The following is a 23,048-nucleotide window of genomic DNA, read 5'->3' as shown; positions in this document are numbered from 1 at the left end:
TCGCCTCCTTACTCTGCTGCCTGCTGCAATTGCAGCGCTTCCCAGACACGGCCGGGCGTGGCCGGCATTTCCAGCTTGTTGTGGCCGAGCGCGTCGGTGATCGCATTGATCACCGCGGGCGAGGAGCCGATCGCGCCTGCCTCGCCGCAGCCCTTGATGCCGAGCGGGTTGCCCGGGCAGAGCGTGATCGAATGCGAGATCTTGAACGATGGCACGTCGTCGGCGCGCGGCATGGCGTAGTCCATGAAGGACGCCGTCACCGGCTGGCCGTTGTCGTCATAGACGGCGGCTTCCAGCATGGCCTGGCCGATGCCCTGGGCGATCCCGCCATGCACCTGGCCCTCGACGATCATCGGATTTATGAGGCGGCCGAAGTCATCGACGGCAACGAAGTCGATGATCTCTGTCTTGCCGGTGCCGGGATCGATCTCGACCTCGCAGATATAGGTGCCCGCGGGGAAGGTGAAGTTGGTGGGGTCGTAGAACGCGGTTTCCTTCAGGCCCGGCTCCATGCCGTCCGGCAGGTTATGCGCGGTATAGGCAGCAAGCGCGACCATCGGCAGCGCGATGGACTTATCGGTGCCAGTCACCTTGAACTCGCCATTCTCGATGACGATGTCGCCTTCCGAGGCCTCGAGCTGATGCGCCGCGATCTTCTTCGCCTTGGCCTCCATCTTCTCCATCGCCTTGAAGATGGCGCTCATGCCGACGGCGCCCGAGCGCGAGCCATAGGTGCCCATGCCGAACTGCACCTTGTCGGTGTCACCATGAACGATCTGGACCTGATCGATGGAGATGCCCAGCCGGTCGGCGACCAGCTGTGCGAACGTCGTCTCGTGGCCCTGGCCATGGCTGTGCGATCCCGTGAGGATCTCGATGGTGCCGACAGGATTGACGCGCACCTCCGCGGATTCCCACAGGCCGACGCCGGCGCCGAGGGAGCCGACGGCTTTCGACGGCGCGATGCCGCAGGCCTCGATGTAGCAGGAGAAGCCAAGGCCGCGCAGTTTGCCGTTGGCCTTCGACTTAGCCTTGCGGGCAGGGAAGCCCTTGTAGTCGATGGCTTCCAGCGCCTTGTCCAAGGCCGCGCCAAAATCGCCGATGTCGTAGGCCATGATGACGGGCGTCTGGTGCGGAAACTGGGTGATGAAATTGGTGCGCCGCAGCTCGGCCGGATCGACATTGAGCTGCCGCGCCGATGTCTCCATCAGCCGTTCGAGCAGATAGCTCGCCTCAGGCCGGCCGGCGCCGCGATAGGCATCCACCGGCGTGGTGTTGGTATAGACGCCCATCACCTCCGCATAGATGGCGGGGATGTTGTACTGACCCGACAGCAGCGTGGCGTAGAGATAGGTCGGCACCGAGGACGAGAACAGCGACATATAGGCGCCGAAATTGGCATGGGTCTTCACCCGCAGGCCAAGGATCTTGTTGTTGGCATCGAACGCCATTTCGGCGTGGGACATGTGATCGCGGCCATGGGCGTCGGTGAGAAAGGCTTCCGAGCGATCGCCGGTCCACTTTACCGGGCGCTCGACTTTCTTCGAGGCCCAGAGCGCCACCATCTCTTCGGGATAGATGAAGATCTTCGAGCCGAAGCCGCCGCCGACATCGGGAGCGATGACGCGCAGCTTGTGTTCCTGCGCGACATTGTAGAAAGCGGAGAGTACGAGCCGCGCCACATGCGGATTCTGCGATGTGGTGTAAAGCGTGAAGTGCTCTTCAGCGGGGTCATATTCGGCAACAGCCGCGCGCGGCTCCATCGCATTGGGCACGAGCCGGTTGTTGGTCAGTTCAAGCGAGACGACATTCGCCGCCTCGGCGAAGGCATCATTGGTCGCTTTCTCGTCGCCGATCGACCAGTCATAGACCACATTGCCCGGCGCTTCCGGATGCAGCTGCGGCGCGCCCTGCGCGATGGCCGCCTTCATGTTGCTGACGGCGGGAAGTTCTTCGTATTCGACAACCACGGCTTCGGCCGCGTCCTTCGCCTGATTCTTGGTCTCGGCGATGACCACCGCCACTGCCTGCCCGACGAAGCGCACGGTATCCGGCGCCATCGCTGGCCATGCGCCCATCTTCATGGGCGAGCCGTCCTTCGAGGTGATGGCCCAACCGCAAATGAGATTGCCGATCTTGTCGTCCACCAGCTGCTGGCCGGTGAGCACATCCACGACCCCCGGCATGTCCTTCGCCGCGGACGCGTCGATGCTCTTCACCTTGGCGTGGGCGTGGGGACTGCGGATGAAATGGGCGTGGGTGAGGCCGATGACCTTGACGTCATCGACATAGCGGCCGCGGCCGGTGATGAATCGCTTGTCTTCCTTGCGCGCAACGCGTGCGCCGATGCCTTCAACGCCCATCTTGTGGGACCTCCCTGCCGGAGTTGTTTTATGTCCGCGCTTCTCACCAGAACGCGCGGTTGGCTTTCAGGTTTTCACGCCGTCATTGCGAGGAGCGTAGCGACGAAGCAATCCAGTCTTCGCTTGTGGCTTCTGGATTGCTTCGTCGCCTGCGGCTCCTCGCAATGACGGCGGCAACGAATCATTCAGCCGCTTGCGCAACCTTCATGCGTCCGGCGGCGTCGAGCACCGATTTGACGATGTTGTGATAGCCGGTGCAGCGGCAGATATTGCCTTCGAGCTCGTGGCGCACCGTGTGCTCGTCGAGGTCGCCGTTGTGGCGATGCACAATATCGATGGCCGACATGATCATGCCGGGCGTGCAATAGCCGCACTGCAGACCGTGATTGTCGCGAAAGGCGGCCTGCATCGGATGCAGCTGGTCGCCTTTCGAGATGCCTTCGATGGTGGTGACGTTGCAGCCATCGGCCTGGCCGGCCAGCGTGGTGCAGGATTTCACGGCCTTGCCATCGATATGGACGATGCAGGCGCCGCATTGCGACGTATCGCAGCCGACATGGGTGCCGGTGAGGTTGAGGTTTTCGCGAAGCAGATGGACGAGCAACGTCCGGTCTTCGACCTGGACGGAAACGGCTTTGCCGTTGACCGTCAGTTTCACTGTGGACACGTGCAGACCTCCCGATGATTTTTAATTGGTCTAATTAGAAGCGCGGGTGTGCGTGATTGCAACTGGGAATTTGGCGGGGTGGTTCTTTCCCCTCTCCCGCTTGCGGGAGAGGGGACTGCAAATTTGTCTCTTCAACTTCCTCCCTCGCGATGCTCTATTCCGCGCGCGACACGCCGCAAACCATTGGCGGCTATAACAATTCCGCACCAAGGAGTTTTCGGGAGTGATCGACAAGCAAGTGGCCAGCCTGGCTGAGGCCGTGGCGGGCGTGAAGGACGGGGCGGTGGTCCTGGTGGCCGGATTCGGCACCGTCGGCATTGCCGACGATCTGCTGGAGGCGCTGCACGAGCAAGGCGCGACCAATCTCACCATCGTTCACAACAATGCCGGCAATGGCGATGTCGGTCTCGCCCGGCTGATCAATTCCGGTCGCGTCACCAAGGTGATCTGCTCCTATCCGCGTTCGGGCGATTACAGCGCGTTCCTCAACGCCTATCGCAACAAGACGCTGGAACTCGAACTGGTGCCGCAGGGCATCATCAGCGAGCGCATGCATGCGCATGCCGCCGGTCTCGGCGGCTTCTTCTCGCCGGTGACGGCGCATACGAAACTGGCCGATGGCAAGGAGACCCGCGAGATCGACGGCGTGCTGCACGTGTTCGAGAAGCCGCTGAAGGGCGACGTGGCGCTGCTGCGGGCCATGAAGGCGGATCGCTGGGGCAATCTCGTCTACAATCAGTCGGCGCGTAACTTCAATCCGATCATGGCCATGGCCGCCGATCTCAGCATCGTGCAGGTGGACGAGATGGTCGAACTCGGCAGCATGGATCCCGAAGCGGTGGTGACACCGAGCATCTTCATCGATCGTATCGTGGTAGTCGGAGCAAAGGCATGACGACAGCATACAAGCCGCTCAATCGCGACCAGATGGCCTGGCGCGCCGCCCAGGACCTGCAGGAAGGCGCATACGTCAATCTCGGCATCGGCATGCCGACCCGCGCCGCGAGCTATGTGCCGGACGGGCGCGAGGTGATCTTCCACAGCGAGAACGGCATTCTGGGTCTCGGCCCGAAGCCGGAGCCGGGCACGGAAGACGAGAACCTGATCGATGCCGGCAAGAACTACACGACCCTGATCAAGGGCGGCGTGTTCATGCATCACGCCGATGCGTTTCTGATGATCCGCGGCAAGCATCTCGATGTCAGCCTGCTCGGTGCGTTCGAAGTCTCCGAGCACGGCGATCTCGCCAACTGGACCACGGAAGATCCGAGCTTTCCGCCGGGCGTTGGCGGTGCGATGGATCTGGCGGTCGGCGCCAAGGAGATTCGGGTCATCATGGATCACACCGACAAGGGTGGACAGCCGCGCATCCTCAACAAATGCCGCCTGCCGCTGACGGCGCCGGGTTGCGTCAAGCGCATCTATACCAATCTGGCCGTGATCGACGTCACCGAGCAGGGCCTGTTCGTGCGCGAGATGGTGGAGGGGATGACGCTGGAGACGCTGCAGGAGCTCACCGAGCCGAAGCTGCAGCTGGCCAATGACTGGCAGGCGCTCACCCCGCCGGCGATCGCGGCCTGAGTCCCCAGGCTGTCATTGCCCGCGAAAGCGGGCAATCCAGTAAACGGTGGCTTGAGTTTTGGCCTCTCGCGTCGGTGTCTACTGAGCCGCCCGGTCAAGCCGGGCGGTGACAGGTGCGGCGCTCCGCCCCGTCCGCCTGCCGCACAACCTCCGGGGTTCCGGTAACCGTTTACTCGCTCTTAGTTTCTCTGCCGTAGGTTTGGGCACTCACTTCAGGTGCGGGCTGCGCCTGGCGATGAGGTGTTGGGAGTGAGAAACGGGGGGCCGAACGTGGCATCGACGACGCTTGTCCAGAAGAAGTCTGGATCTCTGAAGTTTCCTGCTCTCAGATTTCGCGCCAAGGTGACGCTCGGCTTTGCCGCGGTGCTGCTGATCTCGGCCGTCAGCATGGGCATGGCCTATGTCGGCTTCGAGCGCATCGCGGGTGGCGTCGTCTCCTACCGCACCACCGTCGCGGAATCCGGCCTTGCCCGTAATATCGACCGCGAACTCACCTCCTATCAGGCGCTGGCGCGCTATTACGTGCTGACCAGCCACGAGGCCGACGCCAAGGCCGCGAAGGCGGCAGAAGTGGCGCTGAAAGATGCCATCGACCAGTCGATGAAGGCTGCGACAGACTCGGCGCGCCTCGACAAGATCACCCGCCTGGCGCGCGAATTCACCACCTTCACCAAGATCTTCGCCGATATTCTCACGGTGAAGAGCGAGAACGACCAGATCGCGGCGAACCAGCTCTCGCGCACCAGCCTGATGCTGCGCAACAAGATCGACGATCTCGGCGACACCGCGATCATGGCCGGCATGGCGTCAGTGCAGGATCAGGTGAAGGAAATCACCACCCAATTCATCACCGCGACCTCGCTGGTGAACACCTATATCGGCAAGGCCGAGGACAAGACCTCGAATGCCGCACAGGCCCGCATCAAGTTCCTGCAGAACCAGTTTGCGACCGTCTATGCCAATGACGACAAGATCACCGCCAAGGTGAAGGAGATCGTCAACGAGACCAAGGTCTATGCCGATGCTTTCGTGAAGTTCGTCGAGAACACCAAGAAGGTCGATGGCCTCGCCAAGGAGATGTCGGAATCCGCTGCCGCCATCACAAAACTCTCGGCCGAGATGAAGGCCGACATGCTGACCGAACAGCATCGCATGGAGACCGAATCCGACAAGACGGTCACCGATACCAAGCAGCTCGTCATCATCCTCGGCGTGGGTGGCTTCGTGATCGGCGCCGTGCTTGCCATGCTGCTCGGCCGCGGTATCGCCAAGCCGATGACTGAAATGTGCGCCGCGATGCGCAAGCTTGCTGCCGGTGATTTCGAAGTGGTGCTGCCGGGCCTCGGCCGCCGCGACGAACTCGGCGACATGGCGGGCGCCGTGGAAGAGTTCAAGGTGCAGGCAGTGGCCAAGGCCGAACGCGACGCGGCCGCCCAGGAAGAATCAAACCGCGCTGCCGACCAGCTGCGCCGTGGCGAGTTGATCCGCTTCGCCGACCAGTTCGAATCCGCTGTCGGCTCGATCGTGTCGAGCGTGTCGGTGTCGTCCGGCCAGCTCGAAAGCGCCGCCAATACGCTGACGCGGACGGCCGAAACCACCGAGCAACTGTCCGGCCAGGCCGCGGCGACCTCGGATGAAGCGTCGTCCAACATGCAGTCGGTGGCGACCGCGACCGAAGAATTGTCGCTCTCGGTCAATGAGATCGGCCGTCAGGTGCAGAATTCCAGCCGCATCGCCGACTCGGCGGTGGAGCAGGCCCGCCAGACCGACGCCCGCATCGGTGAGCTCTCGCGCGCCGCCCAGCGCATCGGCGATGTCGTCGATCTCATCACCGCGATTGCCGAACAGACGAATCTGCTGGCGCTGAACGCCACCATCGAAGCGGCGCGTGCGGGCGATGCCGGTCGCGGCTTTGCGGTGGTCGCGTCAGAAGTGAAGTCGCTGGCCAGCCAGACGGCGAAGGCGACCGAGGAAATCTCGACGCAGATCGCCGGCATGCAGAGTGCGACGCAGGAATCGGTGGCGGCGATCAAGCAGATCGGCAACACCATCGGGGAAATCTCGGGCATCGCCTCGGAGATCGCCAGCGCCGTCGAACAGCAGGGCGCCGCCACGCGCGAAATCGCGCAAAACGTCCAGCGCGTCGCCCATGGCACCCAGCAGGTTGCCGGCAATATCACCGAAGTGAATCGCGGCGCGTCGGAGACCGGTGCGGCCTCCGGTCAGGTGCTGAACTCGGCGCAGACGCTATCGGCGGAAAGCACCCGCCTGCGCGCCGAACTCGATCGCTTCATGGAAAATATCCGGGCGGCGTAACACTCCGCCCCTCATGGTGAGGAGCGCGCTCTTGCGCGCGTCTCGAACCATGAGTTGGCCTGGCTCCGCGTGTGCGGCCATCCTTCGAGACGTGGGCCATTGGCGCACTCCTCAGGATGAGGGTGGCGTGTGTAGCCCAGCGACTACTCCGCGGGAACGGCCATCGGCGCAGCGGTTTCGCTGACCGCCGATTTCCCCGCCGCATACAGTCCGCCAGCCACCACCACGTAAGCCAGTGCCACCCCCGGCGTCACACCGAAGCCGACGGCCTCGCCATGCATGAAGCCGAACCAGGTCATCACGGCACCAGCGAGTGCAAAGGCCGCCGCCTTGCTGAACTCGCGATCGATGATGAACACGCCGATGGCGCCCAGCACGAGGCCGCCGAGGATCGAGCCGCCGCCCATCACTTCCAGTCCGTGATACAGCACGCCCTGTTGCGGCAATGATGCGATCGCCGCGGCTTTCACCTCGCCGACTTTGTCTGCTGCGAGACCGGCAGCCTGCGCTGCTGTTACCGTTGCACCCAGCATCGTGTCGATCTGTAGTTTGCCCCACGCCGCAAGATGCGGCGTGAAGGCGAGGACGATGGCCGGCGCATGTTTCAGCGGCGTGGTCTGGAACGCCTGCGCGCCGATCAGCATGCCGATATAGAGCAGGATCGGCGAGATCGCGACGACCGGCACCAGCGCCAGCAAGACCGCGATGAGCCCGAACCACGACAGCACCACCACCATCAGGCCGGTCGCGGCGGAATATCCGATGCGGCCGCCCATCGCCTTCCAGCCGGGATGGCCGATATAGACGGCGTTGATGAACGGGTTGCCCATCAGGCAGCCGATCAGCGACACCACGCCATCGGCGGTGAGCACGCGCGTGGTCGGATAGTCGTCGCCGGCGGCTTCCGCGGATTCCACATTGTCCATCGCCTCGACGAGATCATAGATGCCGAACGGGATCGCGGTGACGAGAATGATGCCGAGGAATTCAAAGCCGGAGAACACAGCGCCGAGGGCCGGAAGCGGCACGGAGAAGCCGAAATTGGCAAAGGCATCGCCGACGCCTTTCACGCTCAGCCCGCCAATGCCGAGACCGAATAGGTTCGAGCCCCAGGCGATGATCATGCCGACGGCAATGGCGATCAGGCCGGCCGGGAGATTGCGGAAATAAGTGACGCCGCCGAACCAGCTCAGCATGATGATGGCAAAGCAGATCAGGCCGATCTGCGGTGTCATGAACATCTCCAGCGCCGGTCGCATGGAGATGAAGGTGACGGAGACGCCGGCCAGCGTGCCGAGCAGGGCGGCGCGCGGTGTGATCTTGCGGATATAGGGCGCGATGAAGCCGCCGATCATCAGGATAAAACTCTGGAAGAACACCCAGACGAGACCAGCCGACCAGCCTTTCAAGGGATCACCGGTCTTGATGGTGATCGGCAGCATGATCACGAAGGTGACGATGAACATGTGCGGCACGCTCACGCCCGACGGCAGCGCGCAGACATCGCTGCGGCCGGTCTTCTGCGCGAGGCGATAAGCGAGCCAGGCGTAATAGAGTGTCGAGAGGCACATCATCAGGCCGAGTGCCGGCAGGATGCGGCCGAATACCAGCGAGTCCGGCATTTTCAGCACGAAGCGCAGCAGTCCGGTCAGCACCAGCATGTTGACCAGGATGTTGGTGCCGAAGCCGAAGAGCGCATTCCAGTCGCCCGGCGTCCACAGCGCCGGCTTGAATCCTGGTGTCGTTGCAGTCCCCACGCTCGTATTCATCGTGATGCTCCCGCCGCTCGTTTGTTTGAAGTCCCCACTGCACTTTCAAAATTGTCGATGGCATCGAGCACCGCCGCGCTCTCGGCGACCCAGCCAAAAATGCCGCCCTGGGCCTTGATCATTCTCAGGCCCATCTCGTGGAATTCGGGGAAATAGGAGGCGCAGCCGTCGGCGATGACGATGCAGCGATAGCCGCGGTCATTGGCCTCGCGCACGGTGGTGTTGACGCAGACTTCCGTGGTGACGCCGCAGACCAGCAGCGTGTCGATCTCGCGTGCCTTCAGGTCGGCGCCGAGCGTGGTGGCGTAGAACGCGCCCTTGCCGGGCTTGTCGATGACGATCTCGCCTTCCACGGGATAGAGTTCGGGAATGATGTCGTGGCCGGCCTCGCCGCGAATAAGGATGCGTCCCATCGGGCCGGGATCGCCGATGCGGAGCGATGGCGCGCCGCGTTCGATCTTGGCGGGCGGCGCGTCGGAGAGATCGGGCAGGTGCCCTTCGCGGGTATGGATCACCGTCATCCCGATGCCGCGCGCTGCGTCGAGCAGCGCAGCGATCGGCGCCACCGCGCGGGCGAGTTGGGAGACGTCATTGCCCAGCGTCTCGCCGAAGCCGCCGGGCTCCATGAAGTCGCGCTGCATGTCGATGATGAGGAGGGCGGTGGACGCGAGGTCCACGTCGATGGGGCCGGGCTCTGCCGCGACCGTTACTGTCCCCGTTGCATCCGCCATGGTCTGGTCTCCCCGCGCGCGTAGTGCTGCGGGAGATCAAGCAAGGCGTGTGCCATTGTGTACAATGCAGGGATTGTTTTAGGCCGCAAATACAGGGCTATGGATTTCAGAGGGTTAGGCGCAGCTGCAGGTTTGCTTAAAAACTAGCCTGCGCCACCTTGCCCAAAACGCAGTCGCCGCTGCTCAATCCCAGCCGCTGCCTGCGATCCCCGGGTTGGCGTAGACGATGCCACCATCCACGGCGAGCGTCGTGCCGACCACATAGTCGCCAGCACGGGAGGCGAGATAGATCGCGGCACCGGCCATGTCCTCGTCGGTGCCGATGCGGCCGGCCGGCACCTTGGTCGCCACATCGTCCGCATTGTCGCGCGCAGCCTTGTTCATGTCGGACTGAAACGGCCCCGGAGCGATAGCCGTGACCACCACATGATCCTTGATCAATTTCGCCGCCATGCGCCGTGTCAGATGGATCAGGCCGGATTTGCTCGCGGCATAGGAATAGGTCTCGAGCGGATTGACGAAGATGCCGTCGATGGACGCGATATTGATCACCTTGGCCGGCTGCTTGGCCGAGGCTGCCGCGCGGAGCGGTGCGGCCAGAGCCTTGGTGAGGAAGAATGGCGCCTTGACGTTCAGCGTCATCACCTTGTCCCAGCCGCTTTCGGGGAATTCGTCGAACTCCGCACCCCAGGCGGCGCCGGCATTGTTGACCAGGATGTCGAGCTTCGACTCGCGCTTCTTGATTTCACCGGCGAGCATGTCGATGCCGGTCATGGTCGAGATATCAATTGGCAATGCGATGCATTCGCCGGCATAGGCGTCGCTCAGTTCTTTCGCCGTCGCTTCGCAGGCTGCAGCCTTTCGTGCGGTGATATAGACCTTGGCGGCACCCTGGCTGAGAAAGCCGGCCGCGATCATCTTGCCGATGCCGCGCGAACCGCCGGTCACCAAAGCGATGCGGCCTTTGAGCGAAAACAGATCCTTGAACATGACGCCTCCCGTTTGTTGTGGTTGCGGTGATCGTAGCGTGGATAGAGCGCAGCGCAAACCACGCACCGCCCCTCATGGTGAGGAGCGCGCTTTTGCGCGCGTCTCGAACCATCAGATGGCTTGGTGCAGAGTTTTGTGGCCATCCTTCGAGACGCGGCCTGCGGCCGCTCTTCAGGATGAGGGCTGAGTGTGGGGCTGATTGCTCTATATCAAAGCTGCCATTGCCCATCGGCGTAGGCTTCCTCCTGCCGGATCGATCCGGCGGTCCGTTTGCCCGAAGGAGGCAGCCATGAAGGCCCATCAGATCATGACCCGCAAGGTCGTCACCATCGCGCCGGATGCATCGATCCATGATGCTGCGAAGCTGATGATCGATCATCATGTCAGCGGGCTGCCCGTCGTCGATGATGCCGGCAAGCTGATCGGCATTGTCACCGAACGTGATTTCCTGCGCCGCCAGGAGCTCGGCACCGAGATCAAGCGCCCGCGCTGGCTCGAATTTTTGCGCGGCCCCGGCCGTCAGGCGGTGGATTTCGTGCGCGAAGCGGGGCGAAAAGTGCATGAGATCATGACGCCGAATGTCTATTCGGTGATCCCCGATGCCCAGCTTGCCGATATCGTCGAGATCATGGAGCGGCACCGCATCAAGCGCGTGCCGGTGGTGCAGGGCGATCATCTGGTCGGCATTGTCAGCCGGCACAATTTCGTTGCGGCCATAGCCGATGTCACGCGCAATACGTCGGAGATCGCGTCGAGCGACGCCCTGGTCCGTCGCCGCGTGCTGGCGGTGTTGCGCGCGCGCGAATGGGTGCCTGCGGGGCTGGACGTCCGCGTGAAGGACGGCGTGGTCGATATCATCGGCTTCATCACCGATGAAAAGGTGCGGCAGGCCATCGTGGTGGCAACAGAGAACGTCGCAGGCGTGTCCGAGGTGCGCGAGCATCTGTGCTGGGTGGATCCGATGTCGGGGACCTATATCCCGCCGCTGGATACGAAGCATGTGATGACGGGTGTGTGAGGCGTTTCGTAGGATGGGTTGAGTGCAGGCGCGCAAGCGCCGGAGCGATAACCCATCACCACGTGCTCAGTGCTTGTTGTGATGGGTTATCGCTTCGCTCAACCCATCCTACGGCCTCGGCGTTTATCCCTGGCCGACGCGCTGAAAACCATTCCACATCGCGGTCGCCGCACCCGAGGTCAGCACCGGCAGATAGCGCGTGTCCTGATAATTGCCGTTCAGCGACACCCGCGGCAGCGCGGTGAGCTGGGCCGAATTCTCTGCGGCAATCACGCCGGGGCGCGTCGTCACGGCGGTCTGGAAGCCTGCCGCTTGCGCCAGTGCGAATTCGCGGGCGCCGGCAGCGGCACGGTCGCCATAGGGGTAAGCGAGATGCCGCGCCGGCTTCTGCAGCGCATTCTCGATATTGGCGCGGCTGGCAGCCAGTTCATGCGCTGCCACGGCTTCTAGCTGCTGGGCGAGATTGCAATGCGTCAGCGTATGCGCGCCGATGGTCACCAGCGGATCAGCGGCGAACGGCTTCAGTTCATCCCATGACATGCAGAGTTCGCGGCTGATCGCGTCCTCGTCGATCCCGGCCTGCTGGCACAATGCCGTCATCTCGCGGCGCAGATCGGCTTCGCCCAGGCTGCGCAGCCAGCCATGCAGGCGGTCGAACCCCATTTCCTTCTCGGGCAGTGAGGCGGTCGCGATGCGAACCATGTTGCCGTCGATCGGGGCTTCGAGGCGCGACGCCTTGGCGACCACGCGCTCCAGCGCCACCCACCACAGCCGGCCGGTGCCGGAGGCAAAGTCGCTGGTCACGAAAACCGAGAACGGCGCGTCGAAATCCCGCATCGCCGGCAGCATATGGTCGCGGTTATCCCGGTAGCCGTCGTCGCAGGTGAAACAGACGAAACGGCGCGAAAAATCCTGTTCGGTCAGGCGGCGACGCATTTCGTCGGACGTCACGATATCGACATCGGTGGCGCGCAGATAGGCCAGCGTCGCGCGCAGGAAATCAGGCGTAATCTCAAGGTGGCGGTTGGGCTGGAACGGGCCGGCATGGGCAGGCCGCACATTGTGCAGCATGAAGATGGTGCCGACGCCGCCAAAAAAAGGACGCAACACACGATGCGCGCCGCTGAAATAAAGTGCATCCAGCCCGGCACGAATGATCGTGTTACGAATCTGCTTCATCTTGTGACCCAGCACTTTGACGCGATCCACGGACATGATCAGAAACGGTTGAACAAAGCGTTATTCCAATACCCCACGCCACGCCAGTGGCTGGCCTTGATTTCAGTTTGACAGTCCCGCAAGGGTTTGTTTTCTCTCTGTTTCCATTCCCGCAGGACGTCGAATGCACGGTTTTTACAGGTGGAGCGCCAAGTGGTGGCCCGGGCTCATTCCACTCGCGATCCTCTGGGTCGTTGCCGCCTGGTTTAGCACGCCTCCTCTGGAAGCGGACTTAACTGCGCGCAGCCTTGATGCGCTGAAAAGTACGGTTCTTGATAAAACGCAGATCTCGGTCGCCGGCCGCGATGTGCGGTTTGCCGCGGAGGCCTTTTCGGAAGAGGGCCGCCGCAGCGCGGTTGGTTCCGTCGAGGCCGCGCCCGGCGTGCGCCTGGTCAATGATGCCACGCGCCTGGTGGCCGAAGCCAAGCCTTTCGTCTGGGTCGCCGAGCGCGACAATGTCCGCGTGACCCTGTGGGGCACCACGCCGCTGCCGGCCAGCAAGGCGCGCATCGCCGAAGCCGCGAAGGCGGCGCTGGCGGGAACCGAAGTCTCCGACCGCACCGGCCTCAAGCGCGGTGCACCACCACGCTTCGATGGCGCCGCCGTGCTGCTGCTCGATCAGGTCGCCAAGCTGAAGGAAGGCAAGGCGACGATCATGGACGCCACCGTGAGCATCACCGGCATGGCGCGCGACCTCGGTGGCCGCGAGGCGATTGCGGCGGCGCTGAAGAACCTGCCCGAAGGCTTCACGGTGGCCGCCAATGACGTGAAGGCACCGCCTTACGTGTTCCAGGCCAACAAGGACCCGGTGGCGAATACGCTGACGCTGTCGGGCTATGTGCCGGACAACAACGTCCATGCCGCTTTGGTCGCCGCCGCGCAGCGGAAATTCACCAATGACAAGGTCGTCGATAATCTGAAGGCCAGCATCGGCGCCCCCGGCAATTTCGCGCCGGCGGTGACCGCAGCGCTCGGCGCGCTGTCGCGGCTGTCCACCGGCACGCTGGTGGTCAATGACCGCGAAGTGAAACTGTCGGGTGACGCGCTTTACGATGCCGCCGCGACCGACATTCGCGCTTCTCTCGGCAAGGAATTGCCGCAGGGCTGGACGGCAAAGCCCGAAGTGTCCGTGAAGCCTGCGTCGGCACCGGTGGATGCCAGCGTCTGCCAGCAGCTGTTCAAGCAGAACCTGACCAAGGGCCGCATCCGCTTCGAAACTTCGAGCGCCAGCATCAATGCGGATTCTGCGGGCTTGCTCGATCGCCTGGTCGAAATCGCCATGCGCTGCCCGATGACCAAATTCGACATCGTCGGCCATACCGATGGCGACGGCGATCCCGCCTTCAACCAGACGCTGTCGGAAAAGCGCGCGGCGGCGGTCGAGGATTATCTCATCAAGGCCGGTTTGCCCGGCGATCGTTTCGAAGCCATCGGCTACGGCGCCACGCTGCCGCTTGCCAGCAATGATACCGAAGACGGCAAGCTCCAGAACCGCCGGATCGAATTCGTGGTGAGGCCCAATCCATGACCGCTCTTGCGACACTTCTGTGGGGCTGGCTGCTCGGCGCCTTGCTGATCGGCTTTGGTATGGGCTGGATCGCGGTGGTCTATCGCGGTCCGTCGGTGCCACGGGTCTGGATCCAGCGGCTGTCCGTGCTCGCTGTCATCATTATCGGCATTGCGGTGGCTAAACTCGTCCCCGGCCGGTTCGGTTACTGGCTGGATCTCGGCCTTGCCTTGTTTGGCTTCTATCTGGTCGGTTGCGCGATCGGCTCCTGGTTGCGCGACATCGTGGTGACCCGGCAGCAGGCCCGTTTTCGGCAGTGATGGCGGTCGCACTGAAGCCGGCATTTTGCCGCAGCGTTGCCGCAAGAAATGCGGGTGGTTTGTTAGGCCTCGCGCAATATTTTGCGGCAAAACGCCATTGTCAGGACGACCCCGATTCCGTTTCACAGGGAAACGCGCTACGAGGGTTCTGCTGGAAACAGCGTGACGAAAGTGATGAGGTAGCGGTTCCGCCACAGCGGGTCTGACAGGGTTGGTCTGACATCCCAGAGCTGGGATCGCATTCGAGGTTGAGATGCTGGAAGCAATACGCAGGACGGCCACGTTTCTGCGCGAGAAGCAAATCCTGCACAAACTCGGTGTCTTGGCCAGCATCGCCGTGATCGCCATCGCCTGCTGGATGCTTTATCACAAGCTCCGCAACGTCGACACCGCGCGGGTTTTCAAGTTCATCGCCGAGACCGAGCCGCGGCTGATCGTGCTGTCGGCGCTGTCGGTCGCTGCGGCCTATTTCACGCTGACCTTCTATGACTGGTTTGCGGTTCGCACCATTGGCCGCAGGGACGTGCCCTATCGCGTCAACGCGCTGGCGGCCTTCACCAGCTATTCCATCGGCCACAATGTCGGTGCGTCAGTCTTCACCGGTGGTGCGGTGCGCTATCGCATCTATTCGGCATGGAATCTGTCGGCGGTCGATGTCGCCAAGATCGTGTTTCTTGCTGGCCTCACCTTCTGGCTCGGCAATCTCGCGGTGCTCGGCATGGGCATCGCCTATCATCCGGAAGCCGCCAGCGCGATCAATCAGGTGCCGCCGGCGGTCAATCGTGTCCTCGCTTACGTCGTGCTCGCAGGCCTCGTCGGCTATGTGATCTGGGTATGGATGAAGCCGCGCAGCGTGGGTCGTGGGCCGTGGTCTGTTGTGCTGCCGGGCGGGCCGCTGACGCTGCTGCAGATCGTCATCGGCATCGTCGATCTCGGCTTCTGCGCGCTGGCCATGTATATGCTGGTGCCCAACACGCCCGGCGTCGATTTCGTGACTGTCGCTGTGGTGTTCGTCGCTGCGACATTGCTCGGCTTCGCCAGCCACTCGCCGGGTGGTCTTGGCGTGTTCGATGCGGCGATGCTGGTTGGTCTGGAGATGATGGACCAGGAGCAGCTACTGGCCGGCATGTTGTTGTTCCGGGTGTTGTATTACCTTGGGCCGTTCTTTATTTCAGTCATGCTACTGACGTTTCGCGAGCTTATTGTCGGCGCGAGATCAAAAAAGTTGCAGCCAGTCGCGGCTGAGGCTCCTTCAGCGGTAAGCCGGACCTTGAACGATCGTGGCGGTCCGGCCACCTGACATGAGCGGGCGCCCCCGGCAGGACCAGATTGCTGAAACAAGCGCTGCCGAAAGAGACATTGCCCCGATGGCCATTGAAGCTTCCCCTCCATCGATGTTCTCACCCTGGCCCGATCGGCTGAGGCATGCTGCGATCATTCTGCTCGTGGCGGCGCTGGCGCTTGCCGCGCTGGTGTTTTTTGGCGAGCTGACTCCGCTCCGCGCCGGAATCGTATTTGCGTGTATTGCAGGCGCCGCGCTGGTGCCGTGGCGGCTGCATGACAGTGACGCCAAGCGCGACGAGGCGCTGGTCAATCCGATCGAACAACCGGTGGTGCGCGCGGTGGTTGGCGGCATTCCGGATCCTGCGGTGCTGCTCGATCGTGCTGGCCGCGTGATCCATCTCAACGCTGCCGCCGCCCAACTGGCGCCGGCCCTGCGCAAGGGCGAGCTCGCGCAATTCGCGCTGCGCTCGCCGGAAATCATCAGCGCCTTGCGCGAGGCCATTGCCAATACCGAGCCGCGCCGGACGTCCTATGTGGATCATGTGCCGGTCGATCGCTGGATGGACCTGATGATCACGCCGATCCAGGTGCCCACTGCGTTCGGCGGCAATGATACCTGCATGCTGATGACCTTCCACGACCAGACGCCGATCCGTCGTGTCGAGGAAATGCGCGCCGATTTCGTCGCCAATGCCAGCCATGAATTGCGCACGCCACTGGCGGCGCTGTCCGGCTTCATCGATACGCTGCAGGGCCCGGCCAAGGACGATGTGCGGGCGCGCGAACGCTTTCTCGGCATCATGCACACCCAGGCGACGCGCATGGCGCGCCTGATCGACGATCTGCTGTCGCTGTCGCGGGTCGAACTGTCGGCTCATGTCCGCCCGGATACGCTGGTGGACATCCTGCCGATCATCCGCCAGGTCGGCGACAGTCTCGAACTGATGGCGACCGAGCGCGGCGTGAAGATCGAGATGCACGTCCCCGAGGGGCCGGTGACGGTCGCCGGTGACCGTGAGGAGTTGCTGCGGCTATTCGAGAACCTGATCGAGAACGCGCTGAAATACGGCGCCTCGGGGGGGCGGGTCGAGGTCACTCTGGCTCCCGCATCGACCACCGATGGCGCCTCCGAAATCCGTGTGTCGGTGCGCGACTTTGGCCCCGGTATCGCGCCGGAACACTTGCCGCGGCTGACGGAGCGCTTCTATCGCGTCGATGTCGGCGATAGCCGCGCCCAGGGCGGCACCGGCCTCGGCCTGTCACTGGTGAAACATATCCTGAACCGCCACCGTGGCCGGTTGCTGATCGAAAGCGTGCCGAAGAACGGTGCGACCTTCACGGCGGCTTTCCCGCAGGCGAAAGTGGCAACGCCGGTCGCCTGAGGCGGCCACCGGGGTTGTCCCCGCATCGTGCCTGAACATTCAAGCCGGCAGCAGAGGCCCGTCTGCGCCGGCTTTTTTGCGCCGGATTTCATGTCCGCCGCCCCTGCGACATGGCGTCACCGTGCCGTTTTCCCGTTACGGGCGAGTGCAGACGGCTATGAGTGAAAATGCCGGATTCCTCTCATGGAAACATATTGTTAACCGCGGGAACCCGGTCTTTTGCGCTGCACAAGCTTTGTCATGGAAGCCCGCGAAAATCCCATTTTCTGTGCGGAGCCCGGTATTTAAATCCGAGAAATAGTAACGTTATCAATAGCTTGTCTTAGTCATCCAACTGTCATCTAGCTATCATAAAAGCTCAACTGACCGCACCTACATGGGCGGGGTGAGCGCAATCGGGCGCATACGCGCATCGCTCACGACAAATTGGAGATACCCATGAAATTCCTTAAAGCGATCGTCGCTGCGGGCCTCGTGGCCGCGTCGACCTCGGCCTTCGCTGCCGACATCACCGGTGCCGGCGCGACCTTCCCTTTCCCGGTCTACTCGAAGTGGGCCGACGCCTATAAGAAGGAAACCGGCAACGGTCTGAACTACCAGTCGATCGGCTCGGGCGCTGGCATCAAGCAGATCCAGGCCAAGACCGTGACCTTCGGCGCCACCGACGCGCCGCTTAAGGCCGAGCAGCTCGAAAAGGATGGCCTGGTTCAGTGGCCGCAGGTGATGGGCGCGATCGTTCCGGTCGTGAACCTCGAAGGCATCAAGTCGGGCGAACTGGTCCTCTCGGGCGAAGTTCTCGGCGCCATCTATCTCGGCACCGTCAAGACCTGGGACGACGCCGCGATCGCCAAGCTCAATCCGAAGCTGAAGCTGCCGTCGGCTGCCATCACCGTCGTTCGTCGTTCGGACGGTTCGGGCACCACTTTCAACTTCACCGACTATCTCTCCAAGGCTTCGGCTGACTGGAAGTCCAAGGTTGGTACCGGCACCGCTGTCGAGTGGCCGGTTGGCGTTGGCGCCAAGGGCAACGAAGGCGTCGCCGGCAACGTCGGCCAGACCAAGAATTCGATCGGTTACGTCGAATACGCCTATGCCAAGCAGAACAAGCTGACCTATGCCGGCATGATCAACAAGGCTGGCAAGCCTGTGCAGCCGACCGTCGCTGCCTTCCAGGCCGCTGCTGCCAATGCCGATTGGGCCAAGGCTCCGGGTTACTACGTGATCCTGACCGACCAGCCGGGCGACGCTTCGTGGCCGATCACTGCCGCGACCTTCATCCTGATGCACAAGGCCCCGACCGACAAGGCGGCCTCGGCTGAAGCGATCAAGTTCTTCAAGTGGTCGTTCGAAAAGGGCAGCAAGGCTGCCGAAGAACTCGACTACATCCCGATGCCGGACTCGGTCGTCAAGCTGATCGAGAAGACCTGGTCCTCGGACATCAAGAGCTAAGCTTTCGCTCTTGCGCGGAGGAGAGGGGCATCTCTCCTCCGCTTCTTTCTGAACTGATTTCACTTTTCCTTTTCGAGCTTCGCGCCCTGACAGGCCCATTCAGGGTGTCGTGTTTCGGGTATCCAACAACAACACAGGGGACTGGGCGTGGCAGATATGGCCGTACAGAGCTCTTCGATGGACGCCGCTGGACCGTATGACCGCGCCAAAGCGCTCAACGCATTCAAGACCGGTGACCAGGTTTTCTACTGGCTGACACGCATCTCGGCGCTGTCCGTCCTCTTCATTCTCGGCGGCATCATCCTGTCGCTCATCGCTGGTGCATGGCCGGCGCTGAGGGAATTCGGCTTCTCCTTCCTGTTCACGCAGCGTTGGGCGCCGTCGGCTGAACCGCCGGTGCTCGGTGCGCTCGGTCCGATCTATGGCACGCTGATCACCTCGGTGATCGCCATGTCGATCGCCATTCCGGTCGGTATCGGCATCGCGATCTTCCTCACCGAACTGTGCCCGAACTGGCTGCGTCGCCCGATCGGCATGGCGGTCGAACTGCTCGCCGGTATTCCCTCGATCATCTACGGCATGTGGGGCTTCTTCGTGCTCGGCCCGTTCCTGGCCAATCACTTCCAGCCGTTCCTGATCTCGGCCTTTGAAGGCGTGCCCGTGCTCGGCACCATCTTTGCCGGGCCGCCGTCCTATCTGTCGCTGTTCAACGCCTCGCTCATCCTCGCCATCATGGTGCTCCCCTTCATCACGGCGATCTCGGTCGACGTGTTCAAGACGGTGCCTCCGGTGCTCAAGGAAGCGGCCTACGGCGTCGGCTGCACCACCTGGGAAGTCGTCAAGAATGTCGTCATCCCCTACACCCGCGTCGGTGTGATCGGTGGCGTCATGCTGGCTCTCGGCCGTGCGCTCGGCGAGACGATGGCAGTCACCTTCATCATCGGCAACTCGTTCCGCATCACCGGTTCGATCTTCGGTCCAGGCACCACGATCTCCGCGGCCATTGCCTCGGAATTCGCGGAGAGCGACGGCCTGCATCAGTCCGGCCTGATCCTGCTCGGCCTGCTGTTGTTCGTGCTCACCTTCTTCGTGCTGTCGGCCGCGCGTCTGATGCTGCTCCGTCTCGAAAAGAAGGCAGGAAAGTAAGTCATGAGCGTCAATCCGATTTACCTCTCCCGTCGCCGCAACGACACGATCGTCCGCATTCTGTGCCTGGGTGCCGCGATCTTCGGCGTCACCTGGCTGGCGCTGATCCTGTTCACGCTGTTCTACAACGGCCTCGCCGGCCTCAGCGTGCAGATCTTCACCCAGAACACGCCGCCCCCTGGTTCGCAGGAAGGCGGCCTGCTCAATGCCATCGTCGGTTCGATCATCATGACTGTGATCGGCGTCGGCATCGGTGCGCCGCTCGGCCTGCTCGCCGGCACGTACCTCGCGGAATACGGCAAGCACGACAAGCTCACCTCGGTGATCCGTTTCATCAACGACGTGCTGCTATCGGCCCCGTCCATCATCATCGGCCTGTTCGTCTATGGCGCGGTGGTGGTGCCGATGGGGGGCTTCTCGGCTTTCGCCGGCTCGCTGGCGCTCGCCGTGATCGTCATCCCGGTGGTCGTCCGCACCACGGAAGACATGCTCGGCCTGGTTCCGAACCCGCTGCGTGAAGCGGCTTCGGCGCTCGGCCTGCCGCGCTCGCTGGTGATCAAGCGGATCGCCTATCGTGCAGCTCGCGCCGGTCTCATCACCGGCGTGCTGCTGGCGACCGCCCGCGTCGCCGGTGAAACCGCGCCACTGCTGTTCACCGCATTGAGCAACCAGTTCTTCAGCCTGGACCTCGGCAAGACGATGGCCAACCTTCCGGTCACCATCAACAACTTCGTCCAGAGCCCCTACGAATATTGGAAGCAGCTCGCCTGGAGCGGCGCGCTGATCATCACCTTGACCGTCCTTGCCCTGAACATTGGCGCGCGCATTCTCGGCGCCGAGAGGAAAGCAAAATGAGTGATCTCTCCGTGTCCGCCGCCAATCCCAGCGTCTCGATGCCGCCGCCGTCGGTGGTGCAGGGCGATACGCGTCCCAAGGTGACCGTGCGGGACCTGAACTTCTATTACGGCGAACACCACGCCCTGAAGAAGATCAACCTGAACCTCGCCGCCAACCGCGTCACCGCCTTCATCGGTCCGTCGGGCTGCGGCAAGTCCACGCTGCTGCGCATCTTCAACCGCATGTATGACCTCTATCCGGGTCAGCGCGCGGAAGGGCAGGTCATGCTCGAGAACCAGAACATTCTGGATCCGAAGCTCGACCTCAACCTGCTGCGTGCGCGCATCGGCATGGTGTTCCAGAAGCCGACTCCGTTCCCGATGACGATCTATGAAAACATCGCTTTCGGCATCCGCCTCTATGAGAAGATCTCCAAGGCGGAGATGGACGTGCGCGTCGAGAAGGCGCTGCGTGGCGGTGCGCTGTGGAACGAAGTCAAGGACAAGCTCAACGCCTCGGGCCTCAGCCTGTCGGGCGGCCAGCAGCAGCGTCTGTGCATCGCGCGCACGATCGCTGTGCGTCCGGAAGTGATCCTGTTCGACGAGCCCTGCTCGGCGCTCGATCCGATCTCGACCGCCAAGGTCGAAGAGCTGATCGACGAATTGAAGGATCAGTACACGATCGCCATCGTGACCCATAACATGCAGCAGGCGGCCCGTGTCTCCGACACCACCGCCTTCATGTATCTCGGTGAGCTTGTTGAATTCGACCAGACCAACAAGATCTTCACCTCGCCGAGCGACCGCCGCACCCAGGATTACATCACCGGCCGTTTCGGCTGACGCGACATATTCGCGAGAGGATTGACCTATGGCTTTTGAACACACGACCAAGGCCTTCGACGACGATCTTCAGGAACTCACCCGTCTCGTCGCCGAGATGGGGGGCCTGGCCGAACGTCAGATCGCAGAGTCCGTGGATGCGCTGGTCCGCCGCGACGTCGCCCTGGGCGCCCGCGTGGTGGCCACTGACGCCGAAATCGACCAGCTTCAGCGGCTGATCGAGGAACGCGCCGTCCTCACCATCGCCAAGCGCCAGCCGATGGCTGTCGATCTGCGCGAGATCGTCGGCGCGCTGCGCGTCGCCACCGATCTCGAGCGTATCGGCGATCTCTCCAAGAATATCGGCAAGCGCGTCAATGCGCTGGACAGCGACTTCCATCCGCTGAAGCTGATCCGTGGCCTCGAACACATGACCGATCTGGTGAACACCCAGGTCAAGGCCGTGCTCGATGCCTATGCCGCGCACGACCTCCCGGCCGCCATGGCGGTGTGGAAGGGCGACGAGGAAATCGACGCGATCTGCACCTCGCTGTTCCGCGAACTTTTGACCTATATGATGGAAGATCCGCGCAACATCTCGTTCTGTATCCATCTGATGTTCTGCGCCAAGAACATCGAACGGATCGGCGATCATGCCACCAACATCGCCGAGACGGTGTTCTACATGATCGAAGGTCAGCAGATGGTCGACAAGCGCCCGAAGGGTGACATGACCAACTTCGCTACGCCGGTGAGCTGAGGCTCATCGCGACGTCTCTGAACGACAGATAGGAAGCCAGCCATATGAACGCGCGCATTCTGGTAGTGGAAGACGAGGAAGCTCTGACCACGCTGCTGCGCTACAATCTCGACGCCGAAGGTTACGACGTCGAGACGGTTGCCCGCGGCGACGATGCCGACACCCGCTTGAAAGAGCGCGTGCCGGACCTCGTGGTCCTCGACTGGATGTTGCCCGGCCTGTCCGGCATCGAACTGTGCCGTCGCCTGCGGGCGCGGCCGGAAACCAAGGCGCTGCCGATCATCATGCTCACCGCGCGCGGTGAGGAGAGTGAGCGCGTTCGCGGCCTCGCCACCGGCGCCGACGATTACATCGTCAAGCCGTTCTCGGTGCCGGAACTGCTGGCCCGCGTGAAGGGCCTCCTGCGCCGTGCGGCGCCGGAGCGTCTGGCCACGGTGCTGGCTTTCGGTGACATCGAACTCGATCGCGACAAGCGCCGCGTGGTGCGCGCCGCCCGTCCGATCGATCTCGGTCCGACCGAATACCGGCTGCTCGAATTCTTTCTCGAGCATCCCGGTCGCGTGTTCAGCCGCGAGCAGCTGCTCGACAGCGTCTGGGGCCGTGACATCTATATCGACGAGCGCACCGTGGATGTTCACATCGGCCGTCTGCGCAAGCTGCTGAATCCGGCCGGCGAACCCGACCCGATCCGGACCGTGCGTGGCGCGGGCTATGCGCTGGACGATCGCTTCGACAAGGCGGCGGAGTAACGCTCTTTACCTCACGCTCTGCCCTCATCCTGAGGAGCCGCGCAGCGGCGTCTCGAAGGATGGCGACGGAGCTCCGACATCTCATGGTTCGAGACGGCGCTTCGCGCCTCCTCACCATGAGGGGCGGAGGTGGGCGGCTC

The 23,048-nt window shown here is 62.8% G+C and carries 20 protein-coding genes; 14 read left to right on the top strand and 6 right to left on the bottom strand.

What is annotated here, in order from left to right:
- Positions 1–8: 8 nt before the first annotated feature.
- Both AC1RQ5_RS02110 and AC1RQ5_RS02105 read right to left on the bottom strand, forming a co-directional pair.
- Positions 9–2,363, bottom strand: a complete 2,355-nt coding sequence (locus AC1RQ5_RS02110; RefSeq protein ID WP_493196932.1) for a xanthine dehydrogenase family protein molybdopterin-binding subunit — start codon at positions 2,361–2,363, stop codon at positions 9–11.
- Positions 2,364–2,544: 181 nt separating this feature from the next.
- Positions 2,545–3,030 carry a (2Fe-2S)-binding protein gene (locus AC1RQ5_RS02105; protein WP_398482770.1) on the bottom strand — a complete coding sequence of 162 codons (486 nt, stop codon included), beginning with the start codon at positions 3,028–3,030 and terminating at the stop codon, positions 2,545–2,547.
- A gap of 226 nt (positions 3,031–3,256) precedes the next feature.
- Between AC1RQ5_RS02105 and AC1RQ5_RS02100 the strand changes: the two genes are divergently transcribed.
- From AC1RQ5_RS02100 to AC1RQ5_RS02090, 3 genes are all read left to right on the top strand, one after another.
- Positions 3,257–3,925 carry a 3-oxoacid CoA-transferase subunit A gene (locus AC1RQ5_RS02100; RefSeq protein ID WP_493203258.1) on the top strand — a complete coding sequence of 223 codons (669 nt, stop codon included), beginning with the start codon at positions 3,257–3,259 and terminating at the stop codon, positions 3,923–3,925.
- Positions 3,922–4,611 carry a 3-oxoacid CoA-transferase subunit B gene (locus AC1RQ5_RS02095; RefSeq protein WP_493196931.1) on the top strand — a complete coding sequence of 230 codons (690 nt, stop codon included), beginning with the start codon at positions 3,922–3,924 and terminating at the stop codon, positions 4,609–4,611. Before AC1RQ5_RS02100 ends, AC1RQ5_RS02095 begins: the two co-directional genes overlap by 4 nt.
- Before the next feature lie 270 nt (positions 4,612–4,881).
- Complete coding sequence (locus AC1RQ5_RS02090; protein ID WP_493196930.1) at positions 4,882–6,927, top strand: methyl-accepting chemotaxis protein; 2,046 nt, start codon at positions 4,882–4,884, stop codon at positions 6,925–6,927.
- Positions 6,928–7,070: 143 nt separating this feature from the next.
- Here AC1RQ5_RS02090 and AC1RQ5_RS02085 read toward each other — a convergent pair whose 3' ends face one another.
- The 3 genes from AC1RQ5_RS02085 to AC1RQ5_RS02075 form a co-directional block, all read right to left on the bottom strand.
- Positions 7,071–8,696 carry a regulator gene (locus AC1RQ5_RS02085; RefSeq protein ID WP_493196929.1) on the bottom strand — a complete coding sequence of 542 codons (1,626 nt, stop codon included), beginning with the start codon at positions 8,694–8,696 and terminating at the stop codon, positions 7,071–7,073.
- A complete protein-coding gene (locus tag AC1RQ5_RS02080; protein WP_493196928.1) occupies positions 8,693–9,427 on the bottom strand; it encodes a cysteine hydrolase family protein in 735 nt (244 codons plus the stop codon). The genes AC1RQ5_RS02085 and AC1RQ5_RS02080 overlap by 4 nt, the downstream gene beginning before the upstream one ends.
- Before the next feature lie 183 nt (positions 9,428–9,610).
- Positions 9,611–10,417: an SDR family NAD(P)-dependent oxidoreductase gene (locus AC1RQ5_RS02075; RefSeq protein ID WP_493196927.1), complete on the bottom strand. Its 807-nt coding sequence runs from the start codon at positions 10,415–10,417 to the stop codon at positions 9,611–9,613.
- Between the two features lie 289 nt (positions 10,418–10,706).
- Between AC1RQ5_RS02075 and AC1RQ5_RS02070 the strand changes: the two genes are divergently transcribed.
- On the top strand, positions 10,707–11,435 hold the full coding sequence (locus tag AC1RQ5_RS02070) for a CBS domain-containing protein (protein WP_493196926.1): 729 nt from the start codon (positions 10,707–10,709) through the stop codon (positions 11,433–11,435).
- 123 nt (positions 11,436–11,558) lie between these two features.
- On the opposite strand, the gene AC1RQ5_RS02065 is transcribed toward AC1RQ5_RS02070, so the two are convergent.
- Complete coding sequence (locus tag AC1RQ5_RS02065; RefSeq protein WP_398482788.1) at positions 11,559–12,614, bottom strand: polysaccharide deacetylase family protein; 1,056 nt, start codon at positions 12,612–12,614, stop codon at positions 11,559–11,561.
- A gap of 163 nt (positions 12,615–12,777) precedes the next feature.
- Between AC1RQ5_RS02065 and AC1RQ5_RS02060 the strand changes: the two genes are divergently transcribed.
- The 10 genes from AC1RQ5_RS02060 (at position 12,778) to phoB (ending at position 22,908) form a co-directional block, all read left to right on the top strand.
- Positions 12,778–14,181 (top strand): OmpA family protein, encoded by a 1,404-nt coding sequence (locus tag AC1RQ5_RS02060; RefSeq protein ID WP_493196925.1) that lies wholly within the window; start codon positions 12,778–12,780, stop codon positions 14,179–14,181.
- Entirely contained in the window at positions 14,178–14,480 is a 303-nt protein-coding gene (locus AC1RQ5_RS02055; RefSeq protein WP_493196924.1) for a hypothetical protein, read from the top strand. Before AC1RQ5_RS02060 ends, AC1RQ5_RS02055 begins: the two co-directional genes overlap by 4 nt.
- 253 nt (positions 14,481–14,733) lie before the next feature.
- Entirely contained in the window at positions 14,734–15,780 is a 1,047-nt protein-coding gene (locus tag AC1RQ5_RS02050) for a lysylphosphatidylglycerol synthase domain-containing protein (protein WP_398482794.1), read from the top strand.
- A gap of 67 nt (positions 15,781–15,847) precedes the next feature.
- Positions 15,848–17,146: a sensor histidine kinase gene (locus AC1RQ5_RS02045; RefSeq protein ID WP_398482796.1), complete on the top strand. Its 1,299-nt coding sequence runs from the start codon at positions 15,848–15,850 to the stop codon at positions 17,144–17,146.
- 438 nt (positions 17,147–17,584) lie between these two features.
- Positions 17,585–18,595 carry a phosphate ABC transporter substrate-binding protein PstS gene (gene pstS, locus AC1RQ5_RS02040; protein WP_398482798.1) on the top strand — a complete coding sequence of 337 codons (1,011 nt, stop codon included), beginning with the start codon at positions 17,585–17,587 and terminating at the stop codon, positions 18,593–18,595.
- A gap of 147 nt (positions 18,596–18,742) precedes the next feature.
- A complete protein-coding gene (gene pstC, locus AC1RQ5_RS02035; protein ID WP_398484745.1) occupies positions 18,743–19,741 on the top strand; it encodes a phosphate ABC transporter permease subunit PstC in 999 nt (332 codons plus the stop codon).
- Positions 19,742–19,744: 3 nt separating this feature from the next.
- A complete protein-coding gene (gene pstA / locus AC1RQ5_RS02030) occupies positions 19,745–20,596 on the top strand; it encodes a phosphate ABC transporter permease PstA (protein ID WP_398484743.1) in 852 nt (283 codons plus the stop codon).
- On the top strand, positions 20,593–21,420 hold the full coding sequence (gene pstB / locus AC1RQ5_RS02025; protein ID WP_398484741.1) for a phosphate ABC transporter ATP-binding protein PstB: 828 nt from the start codon (positions 20,593–20,595) through the stop codon (positions 21,418–21,420). Before pstA ends, pstB begins: the two co-directional genes overlap by 4 nt.
- A gap of 28 nt (positions 21,421–21,448) precedes the next feature.
- Entirely contained in the window at positions 21,449–22,159 is a 711-nt protein-coding gene (phoU, locus tag AC1RQ5_RS02020) for a phosphate signaling complex protein PhoU (RefSeq protein WP_398484739.1), read from the top strand.
- Between the two features lie 44 nt (positions 22,160–22,203).
- On the top strand, positions 22,204–22,908 hold the full coding sequence (gene phoB / locus AC1RQ5_RS02015) for a phosphate regulon transcriptional regulator PhoB (RefSeq protein WP_211911446.1): 705 nt from the start codon (positions 22,204–22,206) through the stop codon (positions 22,906–22,908).
- Positions 22,909–23,048 lie beyond the last annotated feature (140 nt).

Source organism: Tardiphaga sp. GW821-FHT12E02 (genome assembly GCF_058807155.1).
Note: the sequence above shows the minus strand (reverse complement) of the source record. Positions and strands in the feature narration are given on the sequence as shown.